18 protein-coding genes and 1 rRNA gene are annotated in these 22,010 nt (G+C 41.0%); 18 read left to right on the forward strand and 1 reads right to left on the reverse strand.

The features are described from left to right. The first annotated feature begins 4 nt into the window (after positions 1 to 4). From wecB to KOLE_RS08275, 11 genes are all read left to right on the forward strand, one after another. Positions 5 to 1,078 carry a non-hydrolyzing UDP-N-acetylglucosamine 2-epimerase gene (gene wecB / locus KOLE_RS08225; protein ID WP_015868966.1) on the forward strand — a complete coding sequence of 358 codons (1,074 nt, stop codon included), beginning with the start codon at positions 5 to 7 and terminating at the stop codon, positions 1,076 to 1,078. Between the two features lie 159 nt (positions 1,079 to 1,237). Beyond that, positions 1,238 to 2,437, forward strand: a complete 1,200-nt coding sequence (locus KOLE_RS08230) for a glycosyltransferase (protein ID WP_015868967.1) — start codon at positions 1,238 to 1,240, stop codon at positions 2,435 to 2,437. Positions 2,438 to 2,452: 15 nt separating this feature from the next. Next, entirely contained in the window at positions 2,453 to 3,601 is a 1,149-nt protein-coding gene (locus KOLE_RS08235) for a glycosyltransferase family 4 protein (protein WP_015868968.1), read from the forward strand. Between the two features lie 31 nt (positions 3,602 to 3,632). After that, entirely contained in the window at positions 3,633 to 4,817 is a 1,185-nt protein-coding gene (locus KOLE_RS08240) for a polysaccharide pyruvyl transferase family protein (protein WP_015868969.1), read from the forward strand. Between the two features lie 24 nt (positions 4,818 to 4,841). Further along, complete coding sequence (murJ, locus tag KOLE_RS08245) at positions 4,842 to 6,347, forward strand: murein biosynthesis integral membrane protein MurJ (protein WP_015868970.1); 1,506 nt, start codon at positions 4,842 to 4,844, stop codon at positions 6,345 to 6,347. 241 nt (positions 6,348 to 6,588) lie between these two features. Next, positions 6,589 to 7,266 (forward strand): MarR family winged helix-turn-helix transcriptional regulator, encoded by a 678-nt coding sequence (locus tag KOLE_RS08250; RefSeq protein WP_015868971.1) that lies wholly within the window; start codon positions 6,589 to 6,591, stop codon positions 7,264 to 7,266. Further along, the gene (locus tag KOLE_RS08255; protein WP_015868972.1) at positions 7,247 to 8,512 is read left to right on the forward strand and encodes a DegT/DnrJ/EryC1/StrS family aminotransferase; all 1,266 of its coding nucleotides are present in this window, start codon (positions 7,247 to 7,249) and stop codon (positions 8,510 to 8,512) included. The genes KOLE_RS08250 and KOLE_RS08255 overlap by 20 nt, the downstream gene beginning before the upstream one ends. A 4-nt stretch (positions 8,513 to 8,516) precedes the next feature. Continuing rightward, positions 8,517 to 9,242, forward strand: coding sequence for an acyltransferase (locus KOLE_RS08260; protein WP_015868973.1), 726 nt, complete (start codon positions 8,517 to 8,519; stop codon positions 9,240 to 9,242). 487 nt (positions 9,243 to 9,729) lie between these two features. Next, on the forward strand, positions 9,730 to 11,034 hold the full coding sequence (locus KOLE_RS08265) for a nucleotide sugar dehydrogenase (protein WP_015868974.1): 1,305 nt from the start codon (positions 9,730 to 9,732) through the stop codon (positions 11,032 to 11,034). Between the two features lie 57 nt (positions 11,035 to 11,091). Beyond that, positions 11,092 to 11,457 carry a four helix bundle protein gene (locus KOLE_RS08270; RefSeq protein ID WP_237697561.1) on the forward strand — a complete coding sequence of 122 codons (366 nt, stop codon included), beginning with the start codon at positions 11,092 to 11,094 and terminating at the stop codon, positions 11,455 to 11,457. 50 nt (positions 11,458 to 11,507) lie between these two features. Next, positions 11,508 to 12,629, forward strand: a complete 1,122-nt coding sequence (locus KOLE_RS08275) for a Gfo/Idh/MocA family protein (RefSeq protein WP_015868976.1) — start codon at positions 11,508 to 11,510, stop codon at positions 12,627 to 12,629. A 121-nt stretch (positions 12,630 to 12,750) separates the two neighbouring features. On the opposite strand, the gene KOLE_RS08280 is transcribed toward KOLE_RS08275, so the two are convergent. Further along, entirely contained in the window at positions 12,751 to 13,146 is a 396-nt protein-coding gene (locus KOLE_RS08280) for a hypothetical protein (RefSeq protein WP_015868977.1), read from the reverse strand. Between the two features lie 153 nt (positions 13,147 to 13,299). On the opposite strand from KOLE_RS08280, the gene KOLE_RS08285 reads away from it, so the two are divergent. From KOLE_RS08285 to KOLE_RS08310, 7 genes are all read left to right on the forward strand, one after another. After that, complete coding sequence (locus KOLE_RS08285) at positions 13,300 to 13,938, forward strand: class II aldolase/adducin family protein (protein WP_015868978.1); 639 nt, start codon at positions 13,300 to 13,302, stop codon at positions 13,936 to 13,938. A 126-nt stretch (positions 13,939 to 14,064) separates the two neighbouring features. Continuing rightward, complete coding sequence (locus tag KOLE_RS11235) at positions 14,065 to 15,291, forward strand: MMPL family transporter (RefSeq protein ID WP_049753271.1); 1,227 nt, start codon at positions 14,065 to 14,067, stop codon at positions 15,289 to 15,291. Positions 15,292 to 15,319: 28 nt separating this feature from the next. Further along, the gene (locus KOLE_RS11240; RefSeq protein ID WP_049753272.1) at positions 15,320 to 16,252 is read left to right on the forward strand and encodes an efflux RND transporter permease subunit; all 933 of its coding nucleotides are present in this window, start codon (positions 15,320 to 15,322) and stop codon (positions 16,250 to 16,252) included. 121 nt (positions 16,253 to 16,373) lie between these two features. Beyond that, positions 16,374 to 16,634: a 30S ribosomal protein S15 gene (gene rpsO, locus KOLE_RS08295; RefSeq protein WP_015868979.1), complete on the forward strand. Its 261-nt coding sequence runs from the start codon at positions 16,374 to 16,376 to the stop codon at positions 16,632 to 16,634. A gap of 103 nt (positions 16,635 to 16,737) precedes the next feature. Beyond that, on the forward strand, positions 16,738 to 18,951 hold the full coding sequence (locus tag KOLE_RS08300) for a polyribonucleotide nucleotidyltransferase (RefSeq protein ID WP_015868980.1): 2,214 nt from the start codon (positions 16,738 to 16,740) through the stop codon (positions 18,949 to 18,951). Beyond that, positions 18,948 to 20,225: a M16 family metallopeptidase gene (locus KOLE_RS08305; protein ID WP_015868981.1), complete on the forward strand. Its 1,278-nt coding sequence runs from the start codon at positions 18,948 to 18,950 to the stop codon at positions 20,223 to 20,225. The genes KOLE_RS08300 and KOLE_RS08305 overlap by 4 nt, the downstream gene beginning before the upstream one ends. Positions 20,226 to 20,430: 205 nt before the next feature. Next, a 16S ribosomal RNA gene (locus tag KOLE_RS08310) occupies positions 20,431 to 21,969 on the forward strand. Positions 21,970 to 22,010 lie beyond the last annotated feature (41 nt).

Raw genomic sequence — 22,010 nt, forward strand, 5'->3', positions numbered from 1 at the left:
AACAGTGAAGGTTCTTTCAGTTATCGGAGCGCGTCCACAATTTATCAAAGAGGCAGTAGTGGGAGAGCAATTAAGGGCACTTGGAATGCGTGAAATTCTTGTTCATACAGGTCAGCATTACGACGTAAATATGTCTGATGTTTTTTTCAAGTATCTCAAACTGAAAAAGCCTGATTATTACCTTTCTGTGGGTTCTGGTACCCACGCATATCAAACCGGGACGACAATGATCAGGCTTGAAGAGGTTGTGATTAAAGAAAAACCCGATGTATTGATTGTGTATGGAGATACTAACGCTACCATAGCTGGTGCTCTTGTAGGGGCAAAACTAAAAATCTCTGTTGCTCATGTCGAAGCTGGTTTAAGGCAGGAACCCAAAGATATGCCTGAAGAAATAAATCGGGTAGTTACTGATCATATCTCCAGATTTTTATTTTGCCCAACAAAAAGAGCGGTTGATAATCTCAAATCAGAAGGGATATCCAAAGGTGTGTATTTTGTTGGAGACGTTATGTATGATCTTTTTCTGAAGGTAAAAGATAGTATAGACGTTCAAAAAGTTCTCAAAAAGTATAGATTACAGAGAAAAAATTATATCCTTGCCACTGTCCATAGAGACTTCAACACAGATAACGAAGAACGATTAAGAAATATCCTAACGGCATTGGGAGAAATATCCCGTGAAATTCCTGTTGTTTTTCCCATGCATCCTAGAACGAAAAAGGTTATAAATCAGAAAAATCTGTGGAATTTGTTGGGAAAGACCAGAGTAATAGATCCAGTACCTTATCACGAGCTTGTAGCTCTGTTGACAAATTCTTTGAAGGTGATAACAGACAGCGGTGGATTACAGAAGGAAGCGTACTTCGCAGGTGTTTCGGCAATAGTGTTAATGCCGGATACAGGGTGGATTGAACTTGTAGAAGCTAATTGGAACTATCTGGCTGATACCCAAAAAGAGTTAATAGTTCAGAAAGCGCTGGAAAGTTCTTTAAATAAATGTCCTTTCGAACAATTTTATGGTCAAGGTGACGCAGGAAAGAAAATAGCTGAGATAATATTGCGTCATCAGAAATAAAATCAGAGACTATTAACATCCTGCAATGATAAGAATGATCATAACAGTTTTTTTATAGAATTTATAAAAAGTACTAGACAGTAAAATGGTAATGTTTCCAATGTCAAAATTTGTTGTTTTTCCGAAGCACATCATAATCAAAGTGATTTGAGGTTGAGTATGAAAATATTAATATTTTCAGAAATGTTTCCAAAACCAAATGCTCCTTCAAGTGGAATATTTGTGAAAAAAAGATTGGAATACTTGTTGAAAGAAAAAAGAATGGATTTTGATTTTGCACCAATATCGACTTTTGATACTTCACTAATTTCTTTTGTCAAAAGACTTAAAAAGATTCCAAGGATCGAATTAACTGATTTTCTGGAAGTGGAGCATAAGAAATTCAAAGTTTTTCAGGTTCCTCTTAAAACCGTAACAAGATATGAAATGATAAAAGGAAAAACAAAAGCATGGATCAAATATGCTGAAGAAATGATGAAGACATTGGAACAGAATTTTAAGGTAAGTGATTACAACCTGATTCACGCACATAGAGCTTTTCCGGAGGGTCACGCCGCTTTTCTACTCAGCGAGAAATATAAAATACCTTATATAGTTACATCTCATGGCAGTGAAATTCACTCAGCTGAAAACGATTTTCTAAAGCTCATAATAGATATTTTGGAAAATTCATCAAAGGCTATATTTGTTAGTGAATATCTTCGCAAAGACGCAATAAAAAAAGGTTATAGCGGTAGAAAATCAGTTGTTATACCCAATGGAATAGATACTGATATTTTTAAACCAGTAGATAAAACTAAGGCTAGAAAAAAATTAAACATTTATCAAAAAGACTATAAATATGTTGGTTTTGTTGGTAATCTGATACCTATAAAGCGGGCAGATAAACTACCAGAAATATTTCATGATATATCCAGAAGTATTCCAAATATCCATTTTATTGTTGTTGGTGATGGGTATCTTAAAAGAGATATAGAGAAAAGAACCAAAGATCTTCAGATCACTTTTACCGGTAGAATAAAACCTGAGAGAGTCCCTATTTATATGAACGCTATGGACGTTATGATATTGCCAAGCAGAAATGAAGGATGGCCGTGTGTTGTTCTTGAAGCTCAGGCTTGTGGTGTACCTGTTGTTGGTAGTAGTAACGGAGGAATACCTGAGGCTATTGGAGACAATGATATGATAGTCACGGAAGGTCCGAATTTTGAAAACCGTTTTGCAAAAAGGGTCATATATGTTTTAAAAAATTCTGTATCGCCTAATAAACTAAGGCGAAGGGCTGTAAAATTCAGTTGGAAGTCCATGGTTAGAAGAGAAATTGAGATATATTGTGAGGTTGCCAACTTTAGATTCTAATTTAGAGGTGAGGTTATGGATATAGCTTTAGTATCAATGGATAATCCATATCTTGTTGGAAGAGGTGGTAAACACATACATCAATTACTACTTGAGAAGGGATTAAAACAGTTAGGACATAACGTTAATACTGACTACTATGTCCTGCCTTCCAGGTTCAAATGGTACACTTGGCGTTTGTTTGGGAAGGTATATGCCTTTAAGAAAAAAATGTTGGATATAGAAAAATGGTATCGTAATAAGGAATTTAGAAAATTTGATATTGTGCATGCCCACGATGTAGTTTCGGGAGTAGCAGTTTCTAAAAAGACTAACACACTAGTTTTAACTGTACATGGGTACTTCGCGAGAGAAGTAATAAACTATGGTGCGTATTCTGAGACTGAGAGAAAAAAGGTTTTCTCTTTAGCGATGGATTATGAACGCAAGGCTGTGGAAGAAAGTAAAGGAATTATTGCAGTGGACAGTAGAATAAAAATATACCTTATAGAAGAGCTTGGGTGCCCAGATGATAAGATATTGGTTATGTACAATGCGGTTGACACTGATACATTTTGCCCCGTTACAAAAAATGAAGTTCATAGAATTCGTCAGATTCTAAAACTCCCTCAAAACAAGTTTATTGTTCTGGTTCCGAGGCGTTTTGTTAAAAAGAACGGAGTAGTATTTGCCGCAAGAGCATTGCGCTGGATAAAAGATAGGGATATTCATATGATTTTTGCAGGTGGTGGACCTGAAAAAGAAAACTTGTTATCAGAACTTGAAAATGACGATAGAAGTACGGTTTATGATGTTATAGATCATAATCAAATAGTAAATTACTACAAAGCGGCGGATGTTATTTTGATTCCATCGATAACATCGGATGGTGTAGAAGAAGCAACTTCTCTTGCTATGCTAGAGGGCATGGCTAGCGGAAAACCTGTTATATGTAGTAATATTGGTGGTATGGCTGAGGTTATAAAAGATCAAATCAATGGAATTTTAGTTGAACAAAAAAATCCAGAGGAAATAGCAAGGGCAATTTTGATATTGAAAAATTCAAATGAATTTGTTGAAAGACTTTCAAGTAACGCGCGGAACTACGTAGTAGAAAATCATTCCTATATAAAACACTCAAGTAAGATATTAGAATTCTACGAAAAGATCTTGCAAAAAATCTGAATTTATTTGTCTTTTCAAGGAGGAAGACATTTTGAAAAAGAACAAACCAGTGATTTTATTAGAAGGGAAATATGGACCTGGAAATCTTGGGGATGATATTTTAATGATTGTTTCTTCTAAAGTTCTTCTTGAATGTTGCCGTGATTGCGAAATAGTAATAGAACTTTCTAAGCCTGAGATAGTAAAGAATTGGCTTTCCGGGGTTACTTTATTAAACCATTTCGAATTGAAGAAAGCCCCAGTGTTGAAAGTGCTTGGAGGAGGAGGACAATTTTATTCGTTTCCGCTCTCTTGGAACATTGAAAAAACAAAGAAAGGATTAGGAGTGCGCAAATTAGTTCATGGAAGAAAAGTTCTTTCCGCTTTAAAAAACAGGCTAGGAAAGATTCGAAAGCATTGGCTAACAAAATCAGTTGATACTGCTATTTTTTGTGTTGGAGTTGGGCCTTTTGTTGAAAATAGTCCTCAACAAGAAGAAGCAAGAAATATGTTAATGAAAAGTTCTTACGTTTCAGTTCGAGATAGTAACAGTTTTGCTATTTGCAAAGCTTGGGGAATTCGCAACGTAAAACAATTTACTGATCCAGCATTTCTTTACGAATTCTGGAGAGATGCTAATATACCAGCGAATGAAATAAAATTTTCAAATATTGAGCGATCAATAGCCTTTATTCCACGATATTGGCCACATGATGAAATTGGTCAATCTTATTTGAAGCCAATGTTGAAAGTAGCAAAGAAACTTAACACCCAAAACATTAAGAGCATTTTTTATTTTTTCAGTAAATATTATGATAGAGAAATCATTGAGTTTGTTGATAATCAAGGGTTTAACGTGAAAGTTTGGGATCCTGAGACAAATCAGAAACCTGCAAGGTTCGTTGAACAAATTGCTGAACAAAATATGCTCGTTGTTTCTGCTAGAGCACATGGAGTGATATTACCGGCAATTTTTGGAATCCCTGGTATAGCTGTTGAGATAGAACCAAAACTTGTAAATGTTCATAGAATGTTACCTAGAGGAACCAAACTTTGGCAGAAACCTTTTAATCCTGATTCTCTTTTGAAGATGATTCAAGAAATGTTGGAAAACAATGATGAATTCCGGCGATTGGTTAATGAAGATGTTAGTTATAATCACAATATTGCTCTTGAAGCTAAAGCGGATATTCAACGATTTATCAGAGATTATTTAAAGAAACAACATCATGTTTAAGTATACAACGAAGGGGATTAGCATTTGAGTAAGAAATATGTTCAGTCAGTAGCGGCTGGTGCTATATATATAACATTTTTCACATTAATTTCCAAAGTACTTGGATTCTTTCGAGAAGTACTTGTAGCTGATCTTTTTGGAACTTCATGGCGATTGGATGCAGTAATGATTGCTCTTACTCCTGTCCAGATAATATCTGGAGTAATATCTGCTGGTTTAATAACAGTTTTCATCCCCAAATATATAAAAATTAAAGATGCCAGCATTGAGGAAGCAAAGCACTATGCCTGGGCTATCATAGTTATTTTTGGCCTTTTGTTTTTAGTTTCAGGTATCCTTCTATATTTCTTTTCAGAGCAGTTTATAAAGCTTTTTGCTCCGGGATTTTCCCGAAAAATTGTTGAATACTCAGCAAGAAAGTTAAAAGGCTTGTCCGTGCTTCCTCTAATAATGGGTATTCAGCAAATACTTTCAGGCATCCTCCGGGCAGAAAGGCGATTTTTGCAATATACGTTGGCCCAGCTCTTTTTCAATATAGTTTCTATTCCGGTTATCTATTTTACTGCTCCTTACTTTAACGAAGCTTCATATATACTTGCATGGGTTATTGGAAACTTAGTTGTTAGCTTAGTACTACTCCTTTTTTCAATTGGACAAATCCAGCCTCATCTCAGATTATTTTCAGACGATATAAGAAATACTCTTGTTCTCACATTTCCTCTTATCCTATCCAACGGTCTAGGTCAAATTAACAATATAGTTGATAAGGCATTTGTTTCATTCTTGCCGTCAGGGCGTGTATCCGGTATGCAATATGCTGATGCTCTTCTTGGAATAGTATCTGGGGTTTTTTTAATGAGTTTTATGACTACAACTCAAACCGAATTATCAGAGTTTTTGGTAAGAAAAGATTTTGCAAAAGCTGAAGAAAGAATGAAGAAAACAACGCACACGCTTCTCAGTCTTTCTATTCCAATAGTGTTGTGGATAACGTTCATGGGGGAGCCTTTAATTAAGCTGATTTACGAGCATGGAAATTTTACGAATGAATCAACATCGATAGTTGTAATAGCTTTGATAGGATATAGTGCTAGAACAATAATATTACCAATTGGGCTACTCTCAAGACAATATTTCCTTATTCAAGGGAAAATAAAATTTGCCACTTATTTGACGGTGCTTTCAGTGTTGACTAATGTTTTTTTTGATTGGTTGTTAATTAAACCATTTGGAGTAGGCGGCATTACTGGTAGTACATCGATTGTAACTTTTATAAATACAACTATCTGGATATTGTTGGTTAGAAAGGAAGGAATTTCCTTTTTGCCTTGGAAAAGAATAATAACGCTTATAGTGAGTTGTGGAACCATTATCATTACCTCACTGTTGATTAAAGCGTTGACTAATGATTTGATATACATAATTTTTGGCAATTTTGCTTTTGCGATTCTTACAATCTGGTCTACTTGGGATATAACAACGTTTATCATAAGAAAAACATTTAGCAAGTTACTGAGACCGAAAAAGTGATTAAGTAATAAGTCATTGAAAAGGAAATATAAAAAAAGAACCTTATCTACATGAAACTTCTTCAGAAAAACGAAGAAGAGCTATACAGTAAATTCATTCTGATTCTTTCATAAACTTCTTTTTTGGACTTTTTTAGAACATAGATTGACTCTTCTTTCTTATCACTTCGTTGTTTTTTGCTTTGGCAGGAACAATTTTTTTGTTATAATTCACTCAGTGAATGATTAAACGAGGTGAGAGTATGAACATAGGGGAATTCTCCTTTTTTAACCCATCACCAAACTTTCGTGAAATGAGTATCTTAAAAGCTATTGCGGAAACTCCCAGCATCTCACAAGAACGCCTGGCGGCTGTTGCAGGAGTTGTTCCTTCAATGATTAATAGATACATTAAGGACTTCGAGGAACAGGAATACATAGTGAAAGAAGGAGAAAACAGGAGAAAGATGCAATATATCCTCACAGAAAAAGGAAGATTCAGACTGCAATTTCTTACCATTTCGTATCTTCGTGAAGTTGCAAAATTGTATGTGCAGTCTCGAGAAACCTTTGGTGAAGTACTCGATAAATTGAAAGATGAAGGTTATGAACGGCTCCTTCTTTATGGGGCTGGAATAATAGGCAGCATTCTTGTAGATGTTTTGAGAACCGAAGGATTTGTACTTGTTGGATTCGTGGACGATTCACTTTTCAAGCAGGGCAGTTTCTTTCATGACCTGAAGGTGTACTCTCCAGAGGAAGTATCAAAATTAGAATACGATGGAATCATAGTGGCTTCTTTTAAACATGCTGATACTATTTCAAAGAATGCTATTAGAAATGGCATGAAGAATATTATGGTCTTTGAAATTTCCAGCTCTGGAACGGTTTCTATAAGACGAATAAATGGAGGGAGTACAAATGAAAGTACCGCTGTTTGATATCATAAGACAGTATGAAAAACTAAGGCGTGAAATCCTGGAAGCAATCGACAGCGTGATAAGTTCTGGAAGAGTGATTCTTGGAGAAAACGTGCGAAAACTTGAAGAGGAAATTGCAGAATTTGCTGGAGTAAGGCATGGAATTGGTGTTGCTAATGGCTCAGACGCCCTTTATATCGCCCTTAAAGCCCTTGGAATTGGTGAAGGAGATTATGTCATAACGACACCATATACCTTTTTTGCTACGGCAAGTTGTATAACGCGTAATGGGGCTACTCCTATCTTCGCAGATATCGATCCTGAAACTTTTAATATTAACCTTGATCTGGTGGAAGAGATTCTCAATTCTCATCCCCAGAGGGAAAAAATCAAGGCGTTGATTCCTGTACATTTGTTTGGCCAAACTGTCAATCTGGAAAGATTGGAATATATCAGGCAAAAGTATGGAATCAAAATACTTGAGGACTGCGCCCAGTCTATAGGATCTACATGGACATATTCTGATGGTACTGTAAAGAAAAGTGGTTCAGTAGGAGATGCCGCAATCTTTTCTTTCTTTCCTACGAAGAATCTTGGGGCTTACGGCGATGGCGGAATGATCATTACAAACAATGATGAAATAGCAGAATTCTGCAGAAAATTCAGAGTGCATGGCTCGAAGGTCAAATACCACCACGACGTTGTTGGAATAAATTCCAGGCTTGACGAAATACAGGCAGCTGTACTAAGGGTTAAATTAAAGTATCTTGGTGAATACATCGAGAAGAGAAGAAAAATTGCGAAGTGGTATGGGGAAGAATTCGGCAGAAAAGCGTTAGTTGTTCGAGAACCGAGAACCGAGAACCGAGAGAGGAAGAACCGAGAATCTGAGAATCACAGAACACGAGAGTTCAGTAATTCTTTTTCTCGGACTCTCGGACTCTCGGACTCTCGGATTTTTATAAAGATCCCCTCCGTTCCTTCGGATAATTCCCACGTTTTTCACCAGTATGTTATTAGAGTTGGAAACGGTCAAAGAGATGCTCTAAGAGAGTTCTTGAGAGAAAGAGGCATAGGAACTTCGGTGTATTATCCCATGGGTCTTCATCAGCAAAAGTGTTTTGCATATCTGAATATTCCAGAAGGTTCTTTACCTGAGACGGAAAGAGCTTCCAAAGAAGCTATAGCCCTTCCGATTTTTCCAGAACTTCAAAAACAGGAAATCGAATATGTGGTTCAGACGATAGAGGACTTTTTCAAGGGGTGATATTATGAAAAAAAATATCTCGTTGGGAAAAAACGTTGTCATCGAGGAAGAAGTTGAAATAGGTAATAACTGTACAATAGGTCATAATGTGGTGATTAGAAGGGGAACGATAATCGAGGACAACGTGACGATCGGAGATAATACAGTTTTGGGTAAAGAACCATTTAAAGCGAGTACGAGTGCCACTACTTCAGTGAAGGAATTGCCTCCTCTGGTGATTGGCAAAGGTTCGATAATCGGTGCCGGTTGTGTTATATACAGAGGGGCAAAACTTGGGAAAAACTGTTTTGTTGGAGATCTTGCAACCATAAGAGAGGATGTTGAAATAGGTGATAAAACGATTGTGGGGAAAGGCGTAAGTGTTGAAAATGGTACAAAAATAGGAAAAAGGGTAAAGATTGAAACGGAGGCATATATTACAGCTTTTTCAACCATAGAAGATTACTGTTTCATTGCACCGGAAGTTACTTTTACCAATGATAACTTTCTCGGTAGAACAGAAGAGAGAAAAAAATATTTCAAGGGACCTGTTCTGAGAAAAGGAGCAAGAATCGGTGCCAATGCCACCATCTTGCCTGGAATAGAGATAGGTGAAGATGCCCTTGTAGCTGCTGGAAGTGTTGTTACACGAGATCTTGAACCAAGAAAAATTTATGTTGGTGTGCCAGCAAGATATTTTAAAGACGTTCCAGAAGAACAGTTGCTTGAAAATCAGGAATATTATGAATAATAACGAGAATCCGAGACCCGAGAGACCGAGATTATAGAAGATCGGGTCTAGGGTCTTGGGTGCAGGGTATAGAAAGAGCTGCGAGAACCGAGAATCCGAGATGGCCGCTACGCGGCGGGAAAGCACGCTTCGCGTGGGTGTGCCCAGCTGCACTGGGGTAAGCACGACTTTGTCGTGGATTAGCACGTTGGCGCGTAGGTATGAACTGCTTCCCGACAATGAAAAACAGCAATTCATTACAGCCACACAAATTTGGCTTGTCATCCTGAACTTGATTCAGGATCTCGTGCTTAAGAAAACAAGATTCTGGATTAAACATCTCCAGAATGACAGTTTTTCACCTACTCCGAAGGAGTGCTCACCCTTGGCGAAGCCAAGCTTACCCACGCTTAGCGTGCTTACCGGATTCTCGCCTTCTCGGCTCTCGATGTTTTTTCGTACAACGCACAACGTACAACCAACAACGAAATATAAGGGAGGGAAGAACATGCTGAAAGAGAAGATTCTCAATAAAGAGGCTGTGGTAGGTGTTATTGGCCTGGGATATGTAGGGCTGCCTCTGGCCGTGGAAAAAGCAAAAGCTGGATTTAAGGTCATTGGATTTGATATTCAGCAAAAAAAGGTTGACATGGTAAACAGAGGAGAAAATTACATCGGTGATGTTGTAAATGAAGATCTCGAACAGATTGTCAAAGATGGAATGCTTAGAGCTACGACTGATTTCGATGAATTGAAAAACTGTGATGTGGTTGCAATATGTGTTCCAACACCTTTGGACAAATACAAACAACCAGATTTGACTTATGTTGTGAATTCCACAAAAGAAGTGGCTAAAAGGCTTCACAAAGATATGTTGGTTGTTCTCGAATCAACAACGTATCCGGGAACTACCGAAGAAGTCATGAAACCCATCCTTGAAGAAACCGGTTTGAAATGCGGTGAGGATTTTTATCTTGCTTTTAGTCCTGAAAGAGTTGATCCAGGAAATATCAGATACAAAACCAAGAATACCCCGAAAGTTGTTGGAGGGATAGGTGAAAAATCAACAGAAGTAGCGAAACTCCTGTACGAGTCTGTACTTGATGCTGAGGTTTTTGTAGTTTCTTCGCCAAAAGAAGCTGAAATGACGAAGATCCTTGAAAATACTTTCAGAATAGTGAACATAGCTCTAATAAACGAGATGGCGATTGTTGCGAACAAGATGGGAATAAATATATGGGAGGTTGTGAATGCAGCTTCCACCAAACCCTTTGGTTTTATGCCTTTTTATCCTGGTCCGGGAGTTGGGGGACATTGTATTCCCATCGATCCTTTCTACCTTACCTATATTGCCCGAAAGTACAATTATCATACCCGCCTTATAGAACTGGCAGGAGAGATAAATGACTTCATGCCTGAATATGTTGTTGACAGGCTTATGAAACTCCTGAATGAACAGAAAAAATGCATGAATGGTGCGAAGATTGTAATGCTGGGTATCGCTTACAAAGGTGATATAGACGATATGAGAGAATCCCCAGCCCTTAAGGTCCTTGGACATTTAGAAAGAAATTTAGCTGATGTTACCGTTGTTGATCCTTATGTGAGTGAGTTTAGATGGAACGGTGAAATAATAAAAACCGCAAAACTCACTGCCGAGCTCATTAAAGAGGCTGATGCAGTTATTATCACCACTGCTCATAAACATAAAGTTGATTACAAGCTTGTTGTTGACAATGCCAAGCTGATATTCGATACAAAGAATATCCTGAAAACCCTGGGAATCAGTGGAGAGAATGTGGAAGTACTGTAAGTACATTGTTCGAGAGTCCGAGAAGGCGAGAATCCGAGATGAAATTTAATGGGAAGGATGATTTCCTTGGCTTTTTCTGATATGGAGCTTTATGAGGTCGCGTTAGATTTTGTTGAGGAGATTTATAGTATTACAAAGAAATTTCCTGAGGAGGAAAGATTTGGACTTACTTCACAAATGCGACGAGCAGCGGTATCTATTCCATCAAATATCGCCGAAGGCAACGGTAGAAGATATTCAAGGGAATATTTACATTTCTTGTACAATGCTAGGGGATCTTTGATGGAGTTAAGAACCCAAATTGAAATAGCAAATCGTTTAGGCTATATTTTTCCAGAAGAGCATGACAATTTATTAGATTTTTCTGAGAAGGTCAGATTAATGCTTCAGAAACTAATTGGTTCTATACAAAGGAAAGTCTGATAATTCTCGGGCTCTCGGATTCTCGGTTCTCGTTCAAAGGAGGTGTTTCGGTGAGGTTACGTGCCGCATTAATCGGTTGTGGGCGTATCGGGACGAAAAAGCATATTGAGGCGTTTGCTGGTAATGCTGATAAAATAGAGCTCGTCGCGGTATGTGATATTGTGAAGGAAAAAGCTGAAAAAGCAGCAGAAGAGTATAAGAAACGTTGTGGGTTACATGAAAACGAATACGTACAACCCACAACCCACAACCCACAACGTACTTACAAACCACAAGTTATTACTGACTATTCTGAATTACTTGATAAAGATATCGATTTTGTGACCATTGCCACAGAGAGCGGGAATCATTATCGTATAACCGTGGATTTTCTTTCTGCCGGAAAACATGTCCTCGTTGAAAAACCAATGGCTTTGAGTACCAAGCATATGGACGAGATGATTTCTTTAGCCAGTGAGAAACGGCTAAAACTTGGAGTGTGTTTTCAAAATAGATTCAATCCTCCTATACAGGAATTAAGGAAAAAAATTGAAAGCGGTGCCTTTGGGATAATTTTCAATGCTACTGCCCGAATTCTCTGGAATAGAAACAGGGCGTATTACGAGCAGGCATCCTGGCGAGGTACGTGGAAAATGGACGGTGGAACTCTCATGAATCAATGTTCCCATAACATAGATCTTTTGCAGTGGATGCTCGGCGGGAATGTAAAGCGTATTTACGCTGTTACCAGGAATTACAACCACGATTATATAGAAGCAGAGGATTTTGGCGTGGCTATTGTTGAATTTGATAATGGTACGGTTGGAATAATTGAAGGAACCGCAAATGTGTATCCAAGAAATCTTGAAGAAACGCTGTCAGTATTTGGCGAAACCGGGACGGTTGTAATAGGAGGACTTGCCGTTAACAGAATCCAGACATGGAGATTTCCAAACGAGGAAGAACACCCCTTTATGAGATTACCCGATCCGGAGACTGTTTATGGCAATGGACACGTACCTCTTTTTGAAGATTTTGTTGAAGCAATTGTTGAAGACAGGAAACCCTATGTTTCTGGAGAAGATGGAAAAAAAGCTGTAGAGATAATTCTTGGGATATACAAATCTGCCAAGGAAGGGAAACCGGTTGAATTTCCTATCGGAGAATTCTCAACTGAAGATATGAAGAGATAGAAAGAAACAAATTCTAAGGATTTCATGATGGTATGAAGTGGATAATTCTAAGAAAAGAAAAGCAGGGGAGTGCAATCGCTCTCCTGCTTTCTTAAATTACAAAGGCTAAGTTTATCCGAATTTAGCGTTCTTCAACATCTTCGATAACAAAATCTCCATTGCTTTCCAGACCGACGGTGTTTCTGATTATTGTGTTTTCCAGTAAAGGAGATTCACCGTTGAATCTCAAAAGCGAATCGTCGTTTATTTCTTTGGTGGTTTTTATAACACTTTCGGCAGCTTCGTCTACTACCACACACTCCCCTGTTTTTGGATGATAGAGCACCAGACGATAACGACTGCTTCTGGCGTGTTTATAACCTTTTTTGGTGAGCTTCTGCGCAAATTTCTCAGCTTTTTCATAGTCGTCGAAACGTTTGACGTTTTTCAGTTCTTCAACGTACTCAAAGGTTCCTTTAACGTCCAGTGCTGCCTTTCCTTTCGCAACAAAATAGAAGAGTGTTTTTGTTTTGTTCATATCCATCACCCGCCTTAATGTCATTTGGCCTTTCACGAGTTTTTGACTCCGGAATTCTTTGTTATGTTCGAAGTGTTATCATGAATTTCAATTTACGGGTTGTTTGTGGGAAAATATGAAAGAACAGCAAAAAACAAAAAGGAGGAGTCAGAAGTGTACGAAGAATACAAAAAAGAAATTGTTGAATACGGCAGAAAGATACTTAACTCAAACCATGTTGTCGGTACGTCAGGAAATATAAGTGTTAGGATAGGTAATACAAGTCTTTTTGCGATTACTCCCAGTGGAATGCCATACGAAGAATTAACCGTTGATGACATACCCATAATCGATGTCAAAGGCGAACGCATCGAAGGAACAAAAAAACCATCGATAGAGGTTCGAATGCATGGACTTATATACGAACACTATCCGGATGTTAGAGCGATAGTACATACTCATTCTGTTTATACCACGGTTTTGTCTCTTATTCGCAAACCGCTGCCGATAATAAACGAGACCATGGTAATGGTAGGGGATGTTCCGGTAGCGGAGTTTGCACGCACCGGAAGCCTCGAACTTGCAGAAAATGTCACTAAAGCTCTTAAAGGTAGAAGAGCAGTTATTCTTGCGAATCACGGATTGCTATGTGTCGGAAAAAGTTTGAAAGAAAGTTTTGCGCTTTGTGAAGAGATAGAACGGGATGCCCAAATCTATGTCCTCGCATTGTCAACGGGTATGAGCGTTCATATTATCCCAGAAGAAGAAGCGAAAAAAACCCGTGAGTGGCTTTCAAAAAACTATGGGCAATGATCTTTTAGCAATTTCTCAAATTTAAAAGAGCCGGGGAACTTTATGTGCTTTTATAGGGTTGTTGATAGGCAAAAACTTTGATTGGCAGTAGAGTATTTATCTTTTTTTAAAGCAAGGGGGACTGCTATGTTCGAAGCATATGTAAAAATACTTGAGAAGAAAAAGAAGGTATTTATACCACTTCTTGTGGCTGTAAATATCCTCGCAATAATAGGAGTTTTCCATGTTCGTATCAATCCGGATTTTAAGGAGTTGTTGGCATCGGATTCTGAAGCAAAGAGGAATTACGAAGCCATGGTGGAGAAGTTTGAAACAGGCAATCAGTTGATATATATGCTGGAACTTCCGAAAAATCCCTTTGGCGACGTTTCTGTTTTCAAAGAACTCAGATCCCTTCAGTCTGTTCTTGAGAAAGAAGAAGATATAGCCAGCGTTTCGGGACCAGCACCCCAAAAAATCTTTTCTGGGTTAAGGCTTATTGATATAGGTGAAATAGATGAAAGCGATTTGCCGCTTCTGGAGGATTTTCTCAAGGATATGGGAGAATTGAATCCCATTGTTGAGAGAAGCGGGAAACACTATGCGGTGTTCAATATCTTTCTCAAGCCGGAAGTGGATGATTCAAAGGCTATAAAAGATGTAGATGAACTTTTTGCCAGCCATTCTTTCAACTTCAACGCTTCTGGGGAGTTTTATCTTCAAAAGAAGCTCTCAGACTATATACTATCGATAATAGTTTTTTTGCCTCCTCTGGCAATTTCGCTTATTTTTTTGGTCTTTAGATTCCAGATGGGATCGATTAAAGCAACCTTTCTTTCAATATTGCCTGCCGGTCTTGGAGCCCTTTGGACCATGGGAGTGATGGGGTGGTCTGGCCGACAGATTTCAGTTGTGACCATACTTGCACCAATATTCACCATAGTCATGGGAAGTGCCGACGGGTTGCACTTCATGTCCCATTTTTTGAACAGGATCGAAGACGGCAAATCCGGAAAGCCTGCCGTGCAGAAGGCTCTTGATGCCGTGGGAGTTCCCATGATAATGACTACCGTAACAACGATTGGGGGATTCATGTCCCTGATGGCAACGGGTAATAGTGCTATGGGCGAGCTTGCTATCTTTGCTTCGCTTGGGATTGCCTTTGCAGGTATTGCCACGTGGCTGTTTTTGCCCCTCGTAACTTTAAACATTACTCGCTTTAAAGTAAAGCACGGAAAACATAGAAGCATAAATAACTGGTTAAAAAAAACTTTGGGGAAAGCCTATTGTTGTAATAGCCATCGTGGTGGTGCTTCTATCAATTCCAGGAATAAACCTGCTGAAGGTCGAATTCAATCAGCTGGATATTTTTAAGAAGAGAACGGAGGTTTATAAAAGTTTCATGGCAATCCAGAGGGTTTATGATGGAGTAATCCCGGTGTTTGTTACCATAAAAACGAACAAGGATCAGTTAGACCCTCAAACTGCCGAGAAAATCGCCGAAAAAGAAAGAGAGCTTTTGGATTCTGGCCTGGTTACAAAAGTCGTGTCGATTTACGATGTTATGAGTAATCTGAACAGGCATATTTACAACCTTAAAGAACCTTCCTATCCAAAAAATATAGGCATTGCCAATCTTCTCTATGTAGCGATCACTTCGCAGAAAGGGAATCCTATAAAGAATTTTCTGATCCGGAAAGAAAACCTATCCCGTATGATGGCTTTCCCGGCTGATCTGTCTGATAAAACCATTGAGGGCATTGAAGAGATAGTCAGTTCATGGAACAGTTTTGATGCGACATATACAGCTATTGGCATGCCCTTTATCATGAAAGAGATGAATGATAGCGTTGTTCCCAGTCAGGTTACATCGTTGCTGGTGGCACTCGTTTTTGTCTTTGTTATGCTGTTTATAACCTATAGAAGTATCCTTCATTCGATTTATGGAATTCTGCCCATCGGGTTAACTCTTATAACGCTGTTTACGGCTATGGGAGTTTTCCAGATACCGTTGAATATAATAACGTTGACCATGGCCAGCATCACAATTGGCGTTGGAATAGATTACGCCATACATTTCACATCGCTGTTTTTGAAACACAGAAAAGATAATGATCCTGAGGAAGCCGTTGAGAAAGCATTTAAAGATACTTCACGTCCCATAATGGCAAATGCTCTTGGATTGGCCATAGGTTTAACGGCACTCCAGTTTTCGCCTTTGAGAACCCATAGTTATCTTTCGATCCTCATGTGGGTATCCATGGTTTCAGCATCGATATTCACACTTTCTCTGCTACCGACAATTTACAGGCGTAAATCGACAAAAAGGCGTTGATTAAACGAACTTAGAATGGCCTTGACATTTTATTTCAATAACGATAGAATAAATTGACCCTTGCTCAGTACGTGGGGTGTGCCCGTACTTAGCATGAGGATAAATGTAAGGAGGAATAAAGATGGGTGTTAACAAGGAAGAAATCGTCAGGGAATTTCAGATTCACGACAAGGACACAGGTTCTATCGAGGTACAGGTAGCCATTTTAACCGCAAGAATCAAACATGTGGCTGAGCATCTTAAGAGCCATCCGAAAGATTTCCATTCTAGAAGGGGCCTTTTGAAGATGGTTGGAAGAAGAAGAAAGATGCTTCGCTATCTCAAGCAGAACAAGCCAGAGGTTTACAAGGAAGTTATCGCGAAGCTCGGTCTAAGAGGCTAAAAGTATAATACTCAAGGGGGAGCGGACAGCCGCTCCCTCTTTTACTTGTTTTATGAATAACTGATATAATAAAGATGGATAAAAGGAAAAAAGAGGTGTTAAAATGAACGATTATCGTGTTTGGGAAAGGGAATTTTTTGGAAGGAAAATCATTGTGGAACACGGAAAAATGGCGAAGCAGTCTCATGGTGCCTGTTTTGTTCGATTTGCAGATTCTGCCATTCTTGCAACGGTAAATGCCAGTGAGGAGCCTCTTCCTCAAGCTGGTTTTGTACCGCTTACGGTCGAGTTTCAGGAGAAATTCTACGCTGCCGGTAAGATTCCCGGTGGTTTTGTTAAGAGAGAGGGGAAACCAAGTGAAAACGCCATACTATCAGCGAGGCTGATAGATAGGCCTATCAGGCCGCTGTTTCCGAAGGGTATGTCCAATGAGGTTCAGGTTATCGTGACGGTTCTTTCCGCAGATCCCGATAATCCGCCTGACACAATTGGAATATTTGCAAGTTCGTTAGCCTTGAACATATCGCCTATTCCATTTGACGGTATGGTTGCCGGTGTCAGGGTTGGCTATGTTGACGGCGAGTATATATTCTTCCCGACCAGTGAAGAACTCGAGAAGAGCGAACTTGATATAGTGGTTGCCGGTACAAAAGAAGCCGTTACTATGGTTGAAGGCGAAGCGAAAGAGGTTTCCGAAGAAGTCATGTTGAAAGCGCTCATGAAAGCTCATGAGGCAATCAAGCAACTTGTTGAATTTCAGGAAGAAATTGTTTCGGAGTTCGAGGTTCAAAAATGGGAACTGGAAGTACCCGAACCACCCGAAGGTTTCATAGAAGCTTTCGAATCCCTCTTGGATGATCAGGAAATCATTGAAAGAATGCTCACACCAGGAAAGAAAAATAAAGGTAGAGCCCTTAAAGAATATAGAAATGCGATCATTGAAGAGATGAAAGAGAAATTTACAGATAAGTGGTCTGAAGATGAGTTTGTCGAAAACGAGCATTTCCTCAAAGAACATTATGAAGAAAAAGTAAAACATCTCATGCGTCGTTCAATTGTTGAGCGCAATTTAAGGATGGACGGTAGAAAGACTACCGAGATTCGCCCGATAACATGCGAACTGGACATTCTTCCAAGGACGCACGGTTCTGCTCTGTTTACCAGAGGGGAAACTCAGAGTCTTGCAACTGTCACACTTGGGGCACCGATAGACGAGCAGATAATCGATACCCTGTTGGAGGAAGGCTCAAAAACTTTCATGCTTCATTACAACTTCCCACCTTTCAGCACCGGTGAAGTCAAAAGAATGAGGGGACCTGGAAGAAGGGAGATAGGGCATGGCCATCTTGCGGAAAGGGCCCTTAAAAATATGATTCCGCCTGAAGAAGAATTTCCTTACACGATCAGGGTAGTTTCTGAAATTCTGGAATCCAATGGTTCCTCGTCTATGGCGACGGTCTGCTCCGGTTCTCTTGCCCTTATGGCTGCTGGTGTTCCTATAAAAAGGCATGTTGCCGGTGTGGCAATGGGTTTGATTCAGGAGCCGGATGAAACCGTGATTCTTACGGATATTCTTGGTAACGAGGACCATTATGGAGATATGGATTTCAAAGTCGCGGGAACTCGCGACGGTATAACGGCCTTCCAGATGGACGTTAAAGTTGCCGGCGTTTCAGAAGAGATAATGCTTAAGGCTCTTTATCAGGCAAAAGAAGCTAGGATGAAAATACTCGATCTCATGTACGAAACCATTTCGGAGCCGAGAAAGGAGATCTCTCCATACGCACCGGTAATTAAAGTAATGGCTGTTCCGTACGAAAAAATCGGCGAGATTATCGGACCTGGTGGAAAGGTTGTTAAAAAGTTGAGCACCGATTACGATGCAAGAATATTCATAGATGATGTGAAATGCCAGGTCAAAATAATAGGTAACGATCCGGAGAAGGTTGAAAAACTCATGGGAGTTATCAACGCTGTCATTTCCGATGTCAAAGAGGGGCAGGTTTTCGATGGCGTGATTTCCAGAATAGAACCTTACGGTATTTTCGTAGAAATCGCTCCCGGTAAGACAGGTCTTCTCCATTCCTCTAAATTCGGTGGAGATATGAAGGAATTTATCAAAACGAATAATGTTGGTGCACACCTCAAGGTTGAGGTAACTGCCATCGATAATCTCGGAAGAATTCAATTGAAGAGATATGGTGTAGAACTTACAGACGAGCAGAAAAAGTCGCGTGGAAGGAGCTCCGGCAGACCTTCACACTACGGCAATAGAAGACCAAACGGGCACAAAAAAGAGGGCGGAAGAAATCAATGAGAAGCACTGCAAATGTTAAACTCGTGAAATTAGATAACGGATCCACAATCATCTTTGAAAAGAAGAGTGACACCAGAACGGTGTCACTTGCTTTTGCGGCTAAAGTCGGTTCGGCTTACGAAGATAGTCAATTGAGTGGAATTTCCCATTTTATAGAACATGCTCTTTTTAAGGGCACTAAAAAGAGGAGCGCTTACGAGATCAAAGAACCCATCGAAAGAGTTGGCGGTACTTTGAATGCCTATACCGGCAGAATCTCAACAGTTTTTTACGCTCACGTTCCGGATACCCATGCAAAAGAGGCTCTTGAAATTCTCTATGATATGGTGAAAAACCCGGCTTTTTCGAAAGAGGCTGTCGAGATAGAAAAGGAGGTTATTCTAGAAGAGATCGCTGCAACCCACGATGACCCCTTCGACATGATCTACGATCACACCATTCGTGAGATATGGGATCCAAATTACGGGAGGTCAATACTCGGTAGTCTTGAAACAGTTAGAAAGATCACCCCGGAAGCTTTGCGAAAGTTTCACAACAGATATTATAGTGCCGAACATATGGTTTTTGCGATCTCCGGGAATTTTAATGAATCTATAATCGAAAGGGCAGAAGAACTCCTGCGCTCTTTTTCACGAAACGGTAGTACTCCAACACGTATTGAAGGCTACATGAAACCTAAAAGGCTCGTGTCTCTTGAAACAAAGAAAGACCTCAATCAGGTGCACTTACTTTTGTCCAAACCCGCACCTTCCAGGCTTTCAAAGGATTTTGTGGCCTTTCGCATATTCAATGTTCTTTTTGGGAGTGGCATGAGCTCCGTACTCTTTCACAACATAAGGGAAAAATTGGGCATGGTTTACCACATAGATTCCGAATATGTTGCCTATCATGATTTCGGAACCTTCTTTATCAGTGCTTCAACCAATGAACGGCATATTCAGCGCCTGGTTGATAGTGTCCGGTTTGAATTGGAGCGTCTTGCGAAAGAGGGTGTGTCCGAAAACGAGTACCTGTATGGGAAGGAAAGGCTTAAAGGAAAAATCATGCTCGCTACCGAGAGTACATTGAACTCTTTGAGTTTGTACCTTGATGAGGTTATAATCAATGGTAAGCCTAAAACGGTGGAAGAAATCATAAGCGAGATAAATTATTTAAGTCTCGGTAAGCTCAACGAAGTAATTGAGCGCTACCTTTCAGGCGATTGGAACATTTCTTTGTTAGTACCTGAAGATCTCCAGGAAATAGATCCTGTTAAGCTTAGCTTCAGCATTTGAGCAGGTTTTAGACTTAGTTTTTTTGTAAAATTAGATTCACCAGCGCTAAGCTTATGTTTCTTGTTGGGAAAATCCCGAAAAAATTCTTTCAGAGGGTTGACAGGCATGAGAGGTAATGGTAATATAGTTAGCGCTGGAGATAAGAGGGTCATTGAAAAATGGATAGCGGTCCCAAGGAAGAAAACTTTGAGTGGAAAGAGAGCCATGGATGGAGGGTTTGATCCTGGCTCAGGGTGAACGCTGGCGGCGTGCCTGACACATGCAAGTCGTACGGGCGGACCCCCTTCGGGGGGCGAGCCAGTGGCGAACGGGTGAGTAACACGTGGGAACATATCCGCTGGTGGGGGATAACTACCCGAAAGGGTAGCTAATACCGCATAAGCCCGAAAGGGGAAAGGTGCAACAGCATCGCCAGTGGAGTGGCCCGCGGCCCATCAGCTAGTTGGTGGGGTAAGAGCCCACCAAGGCGACGACGGGTAGCCGGCGTGAGAGCGCGACCGGCCACAAGGACACTGAGACACGGGTCCTACTCCTACGGGAGGCAGCAGTGCGGAATATTGGACAATGGGCGAAAGCCTGATCCAGCGACGCCGCGTGCGGGACGAAGGCCTTCGGGTCGTAAACCGCTGTGGTAAGGGACGAATAGCCGGTGGAGTGGAAAGCCACCGGAGGAGACGGTACCTTACTAGGAAGCCCCGGCTAACTACGTGCCAGCAGCCGCGGTAATACGTAGGGGGCGAGCGTTACCCGGAATCACTGGGCGTAAAGGGAGCGTAGGCGGCCCAGCAAGTCGACTGTGAAAAACCGGAGCTCAACTTCGGTCCTGCGGTCGAAACTGCTGGGCTTGAGGACAGTAGAGGGAGACGGAACTGCCGGTGTAGGGGTAAAATCCTTAGATATCGGCAGGAACGCCGGTGGCGAAGGCGGTCTCCTGGGCTGGACCTGACGCTGAGGCTCGAAAGCCAGGGGAGCGAACGGGATTAGATACCCCGGTAGTCCTGGCCCTAAACGATGCTCACTAGGTGTGGGGTGCGTAGAGCACTCCGTGCTGAAGCAAACGCGATAAGTGAGCCGCCTGGGGAGTACGCCCGCAAGGGTGAAACTCAAAGGAATTGACGGGGGCCCGCACAAGCGGTGGAGCGTGTGGTTTAATTCGATGCTAAGCGAAGGACCTTACCAGGGCTTGACATGCTGGTGGTACTGAACCGAAAGGGGAAGGACCCACCGTTAGGTGGGAGCCAGCACAGGTGGTGCACGGCCGTCGTCAGCTCGTGCCGTGAGGTGTTGGGTTAAGTCCCGCAACGAGCGCAACCCCTGCCCCTAGTTGCCAGCGGTTAGGCCGGGCACTCTAGGGGGACCGCCGCCGACGAGGCGGAGGAAGGGGGGGATGACGTCAGGTATCGTGCCCCTTATGTCCTGGGCGACACACGCGCTACAATGGGACGGACAGCGGGGAGCGAGGCAGCGATGCTGAGCAAATCCCTGAAACCGTTCCTCAGTTCGGATTGCAGGCTGCAACCCGCCTGCATGAAGCCGGAATCGCTAGTAATCGCGGATCAGCCATGCCGCGGTGAATACGTTCCCGGGCCTTGTACACACCGCCCGTCAAGCCACCCGAGTTGGCAACACCTGAAGACGGGTGTCCCAACCGAAAGGAGGGAGCCCGTTTAAGGTGGGGCTGGCGAGGGGGGCTAAGTCGTAACAAGGTAGCCCTACCGGAAGGTGGGGCTGGATCACCTCCTTTCTAAGGAGTCAAGTGCGGACCGCTATCCATCTTTGAGTGAC

It is taken from the genome of Kosmotoga olearia TBF 19.5.1 (genome assembly GCF_000023325.1).
In the GTDB taxonomy this organism is placed as follows: domain Bacteria; phylum Thermotogota; class Thermotogae; order Petrotogales; family Kosmotogaceae; genus Kosmotoga; species Kosmotoga olearia.

Excerpts from the sequence above, each read along its gene's own strand:
- KOLE_RS08260 (WP_015868973.1), top strand. The coding sequence starts at position 8,517 with ATGAAAAAAAATATCTCGTTGGGAAAAAACGTTGTCATCGAGGAAGAA.
- KOLE_RS08270 (WP_237697561.1), top strand. The coding sequence starts at position 11,092 with ATGATTTCCTTGGCTTTTTCTGATATGGAGCTTTATGAGGTCGCGTTA.
- KOLE_RS08235 (WP_015868968.1), top strand. The coding sequence starts at position 2,453 with ATGGATATAGCTTTAGTATCAATGGATAATCCATATCTTGTTGGAAGA.
- KOLE_RS08305 (WP_015868981.1), top strand. The coding sequence starts at position 18,948 with ATGAGAAGCACTGCAAATGTTAAACTCGTGAAATTAGATAACGGATCC.
- KOLE_RS08230 (WP_015868967.1), top strand. The coding sequence starts at position 1,238 with ATGAAAATATTAATATTTTCAGAAATGTTTCCAAAACCAAATGCTCCT.
- KOLE_RS11235 (WP_049753271.1), top strand. The coding sequence starts at position 14,065 with ATGTTCGAAGCATATGTAAAAATACTTGAGAAGAAAAAGAAGGTATTT.
- KOLE_RS11240 (WP_049753272.1), top strand. The coding sequence starts at position 15,320 with ATGGCAATCCAGAGGGTTTATGATGGAGTAATCCCGGTGTTTGTTACC.
- KOLE_RS08280 (WP_015868977.1), bottom strand. The coding sequence starts at position 13,146 with ATGAACAAAACAAAAACACTCTTCTATTTTGTTGCGAAAGGAAAGGCA.
- KOLE_RS08255 (WP_015868972.1), top strand. The coding sequence starts at position 7,247 with ATGAAAGTACCGCTGTTTGATATCATAAGACAGTATGAAAAACTAAGG.
- rpsO (WP_015868979.1), top strand. The coding sequence starts at position 16,374 with ATGGGTGTTAACAAGGAAGAAATCGTCAGGGAATTTCAGATTCACGAC.
- KOLE_RS08250 (WP_015868971.1), top strand. The coding sequence starts at position 6,589 with ATGAACATAGGGGAATTCTCCTTTTTTAACCCATCACCAAACTTTCGT.
- KOLE_RS08265 (WP_015868974.1), top strand. The coding sequence starts at position 9,730 with ATGCTGAAAGAGAAGATTCTCAATAAAGAGGCTGTGGTAGGTGTTATT.
- KOLE_RS08300 (WP_015868980.1), top strand. The coding sequence starts at position 16,738 with ATGAACGATTATCGTGTTTGGGAAAGGGAATTTTTTGGAAGGAAAATC.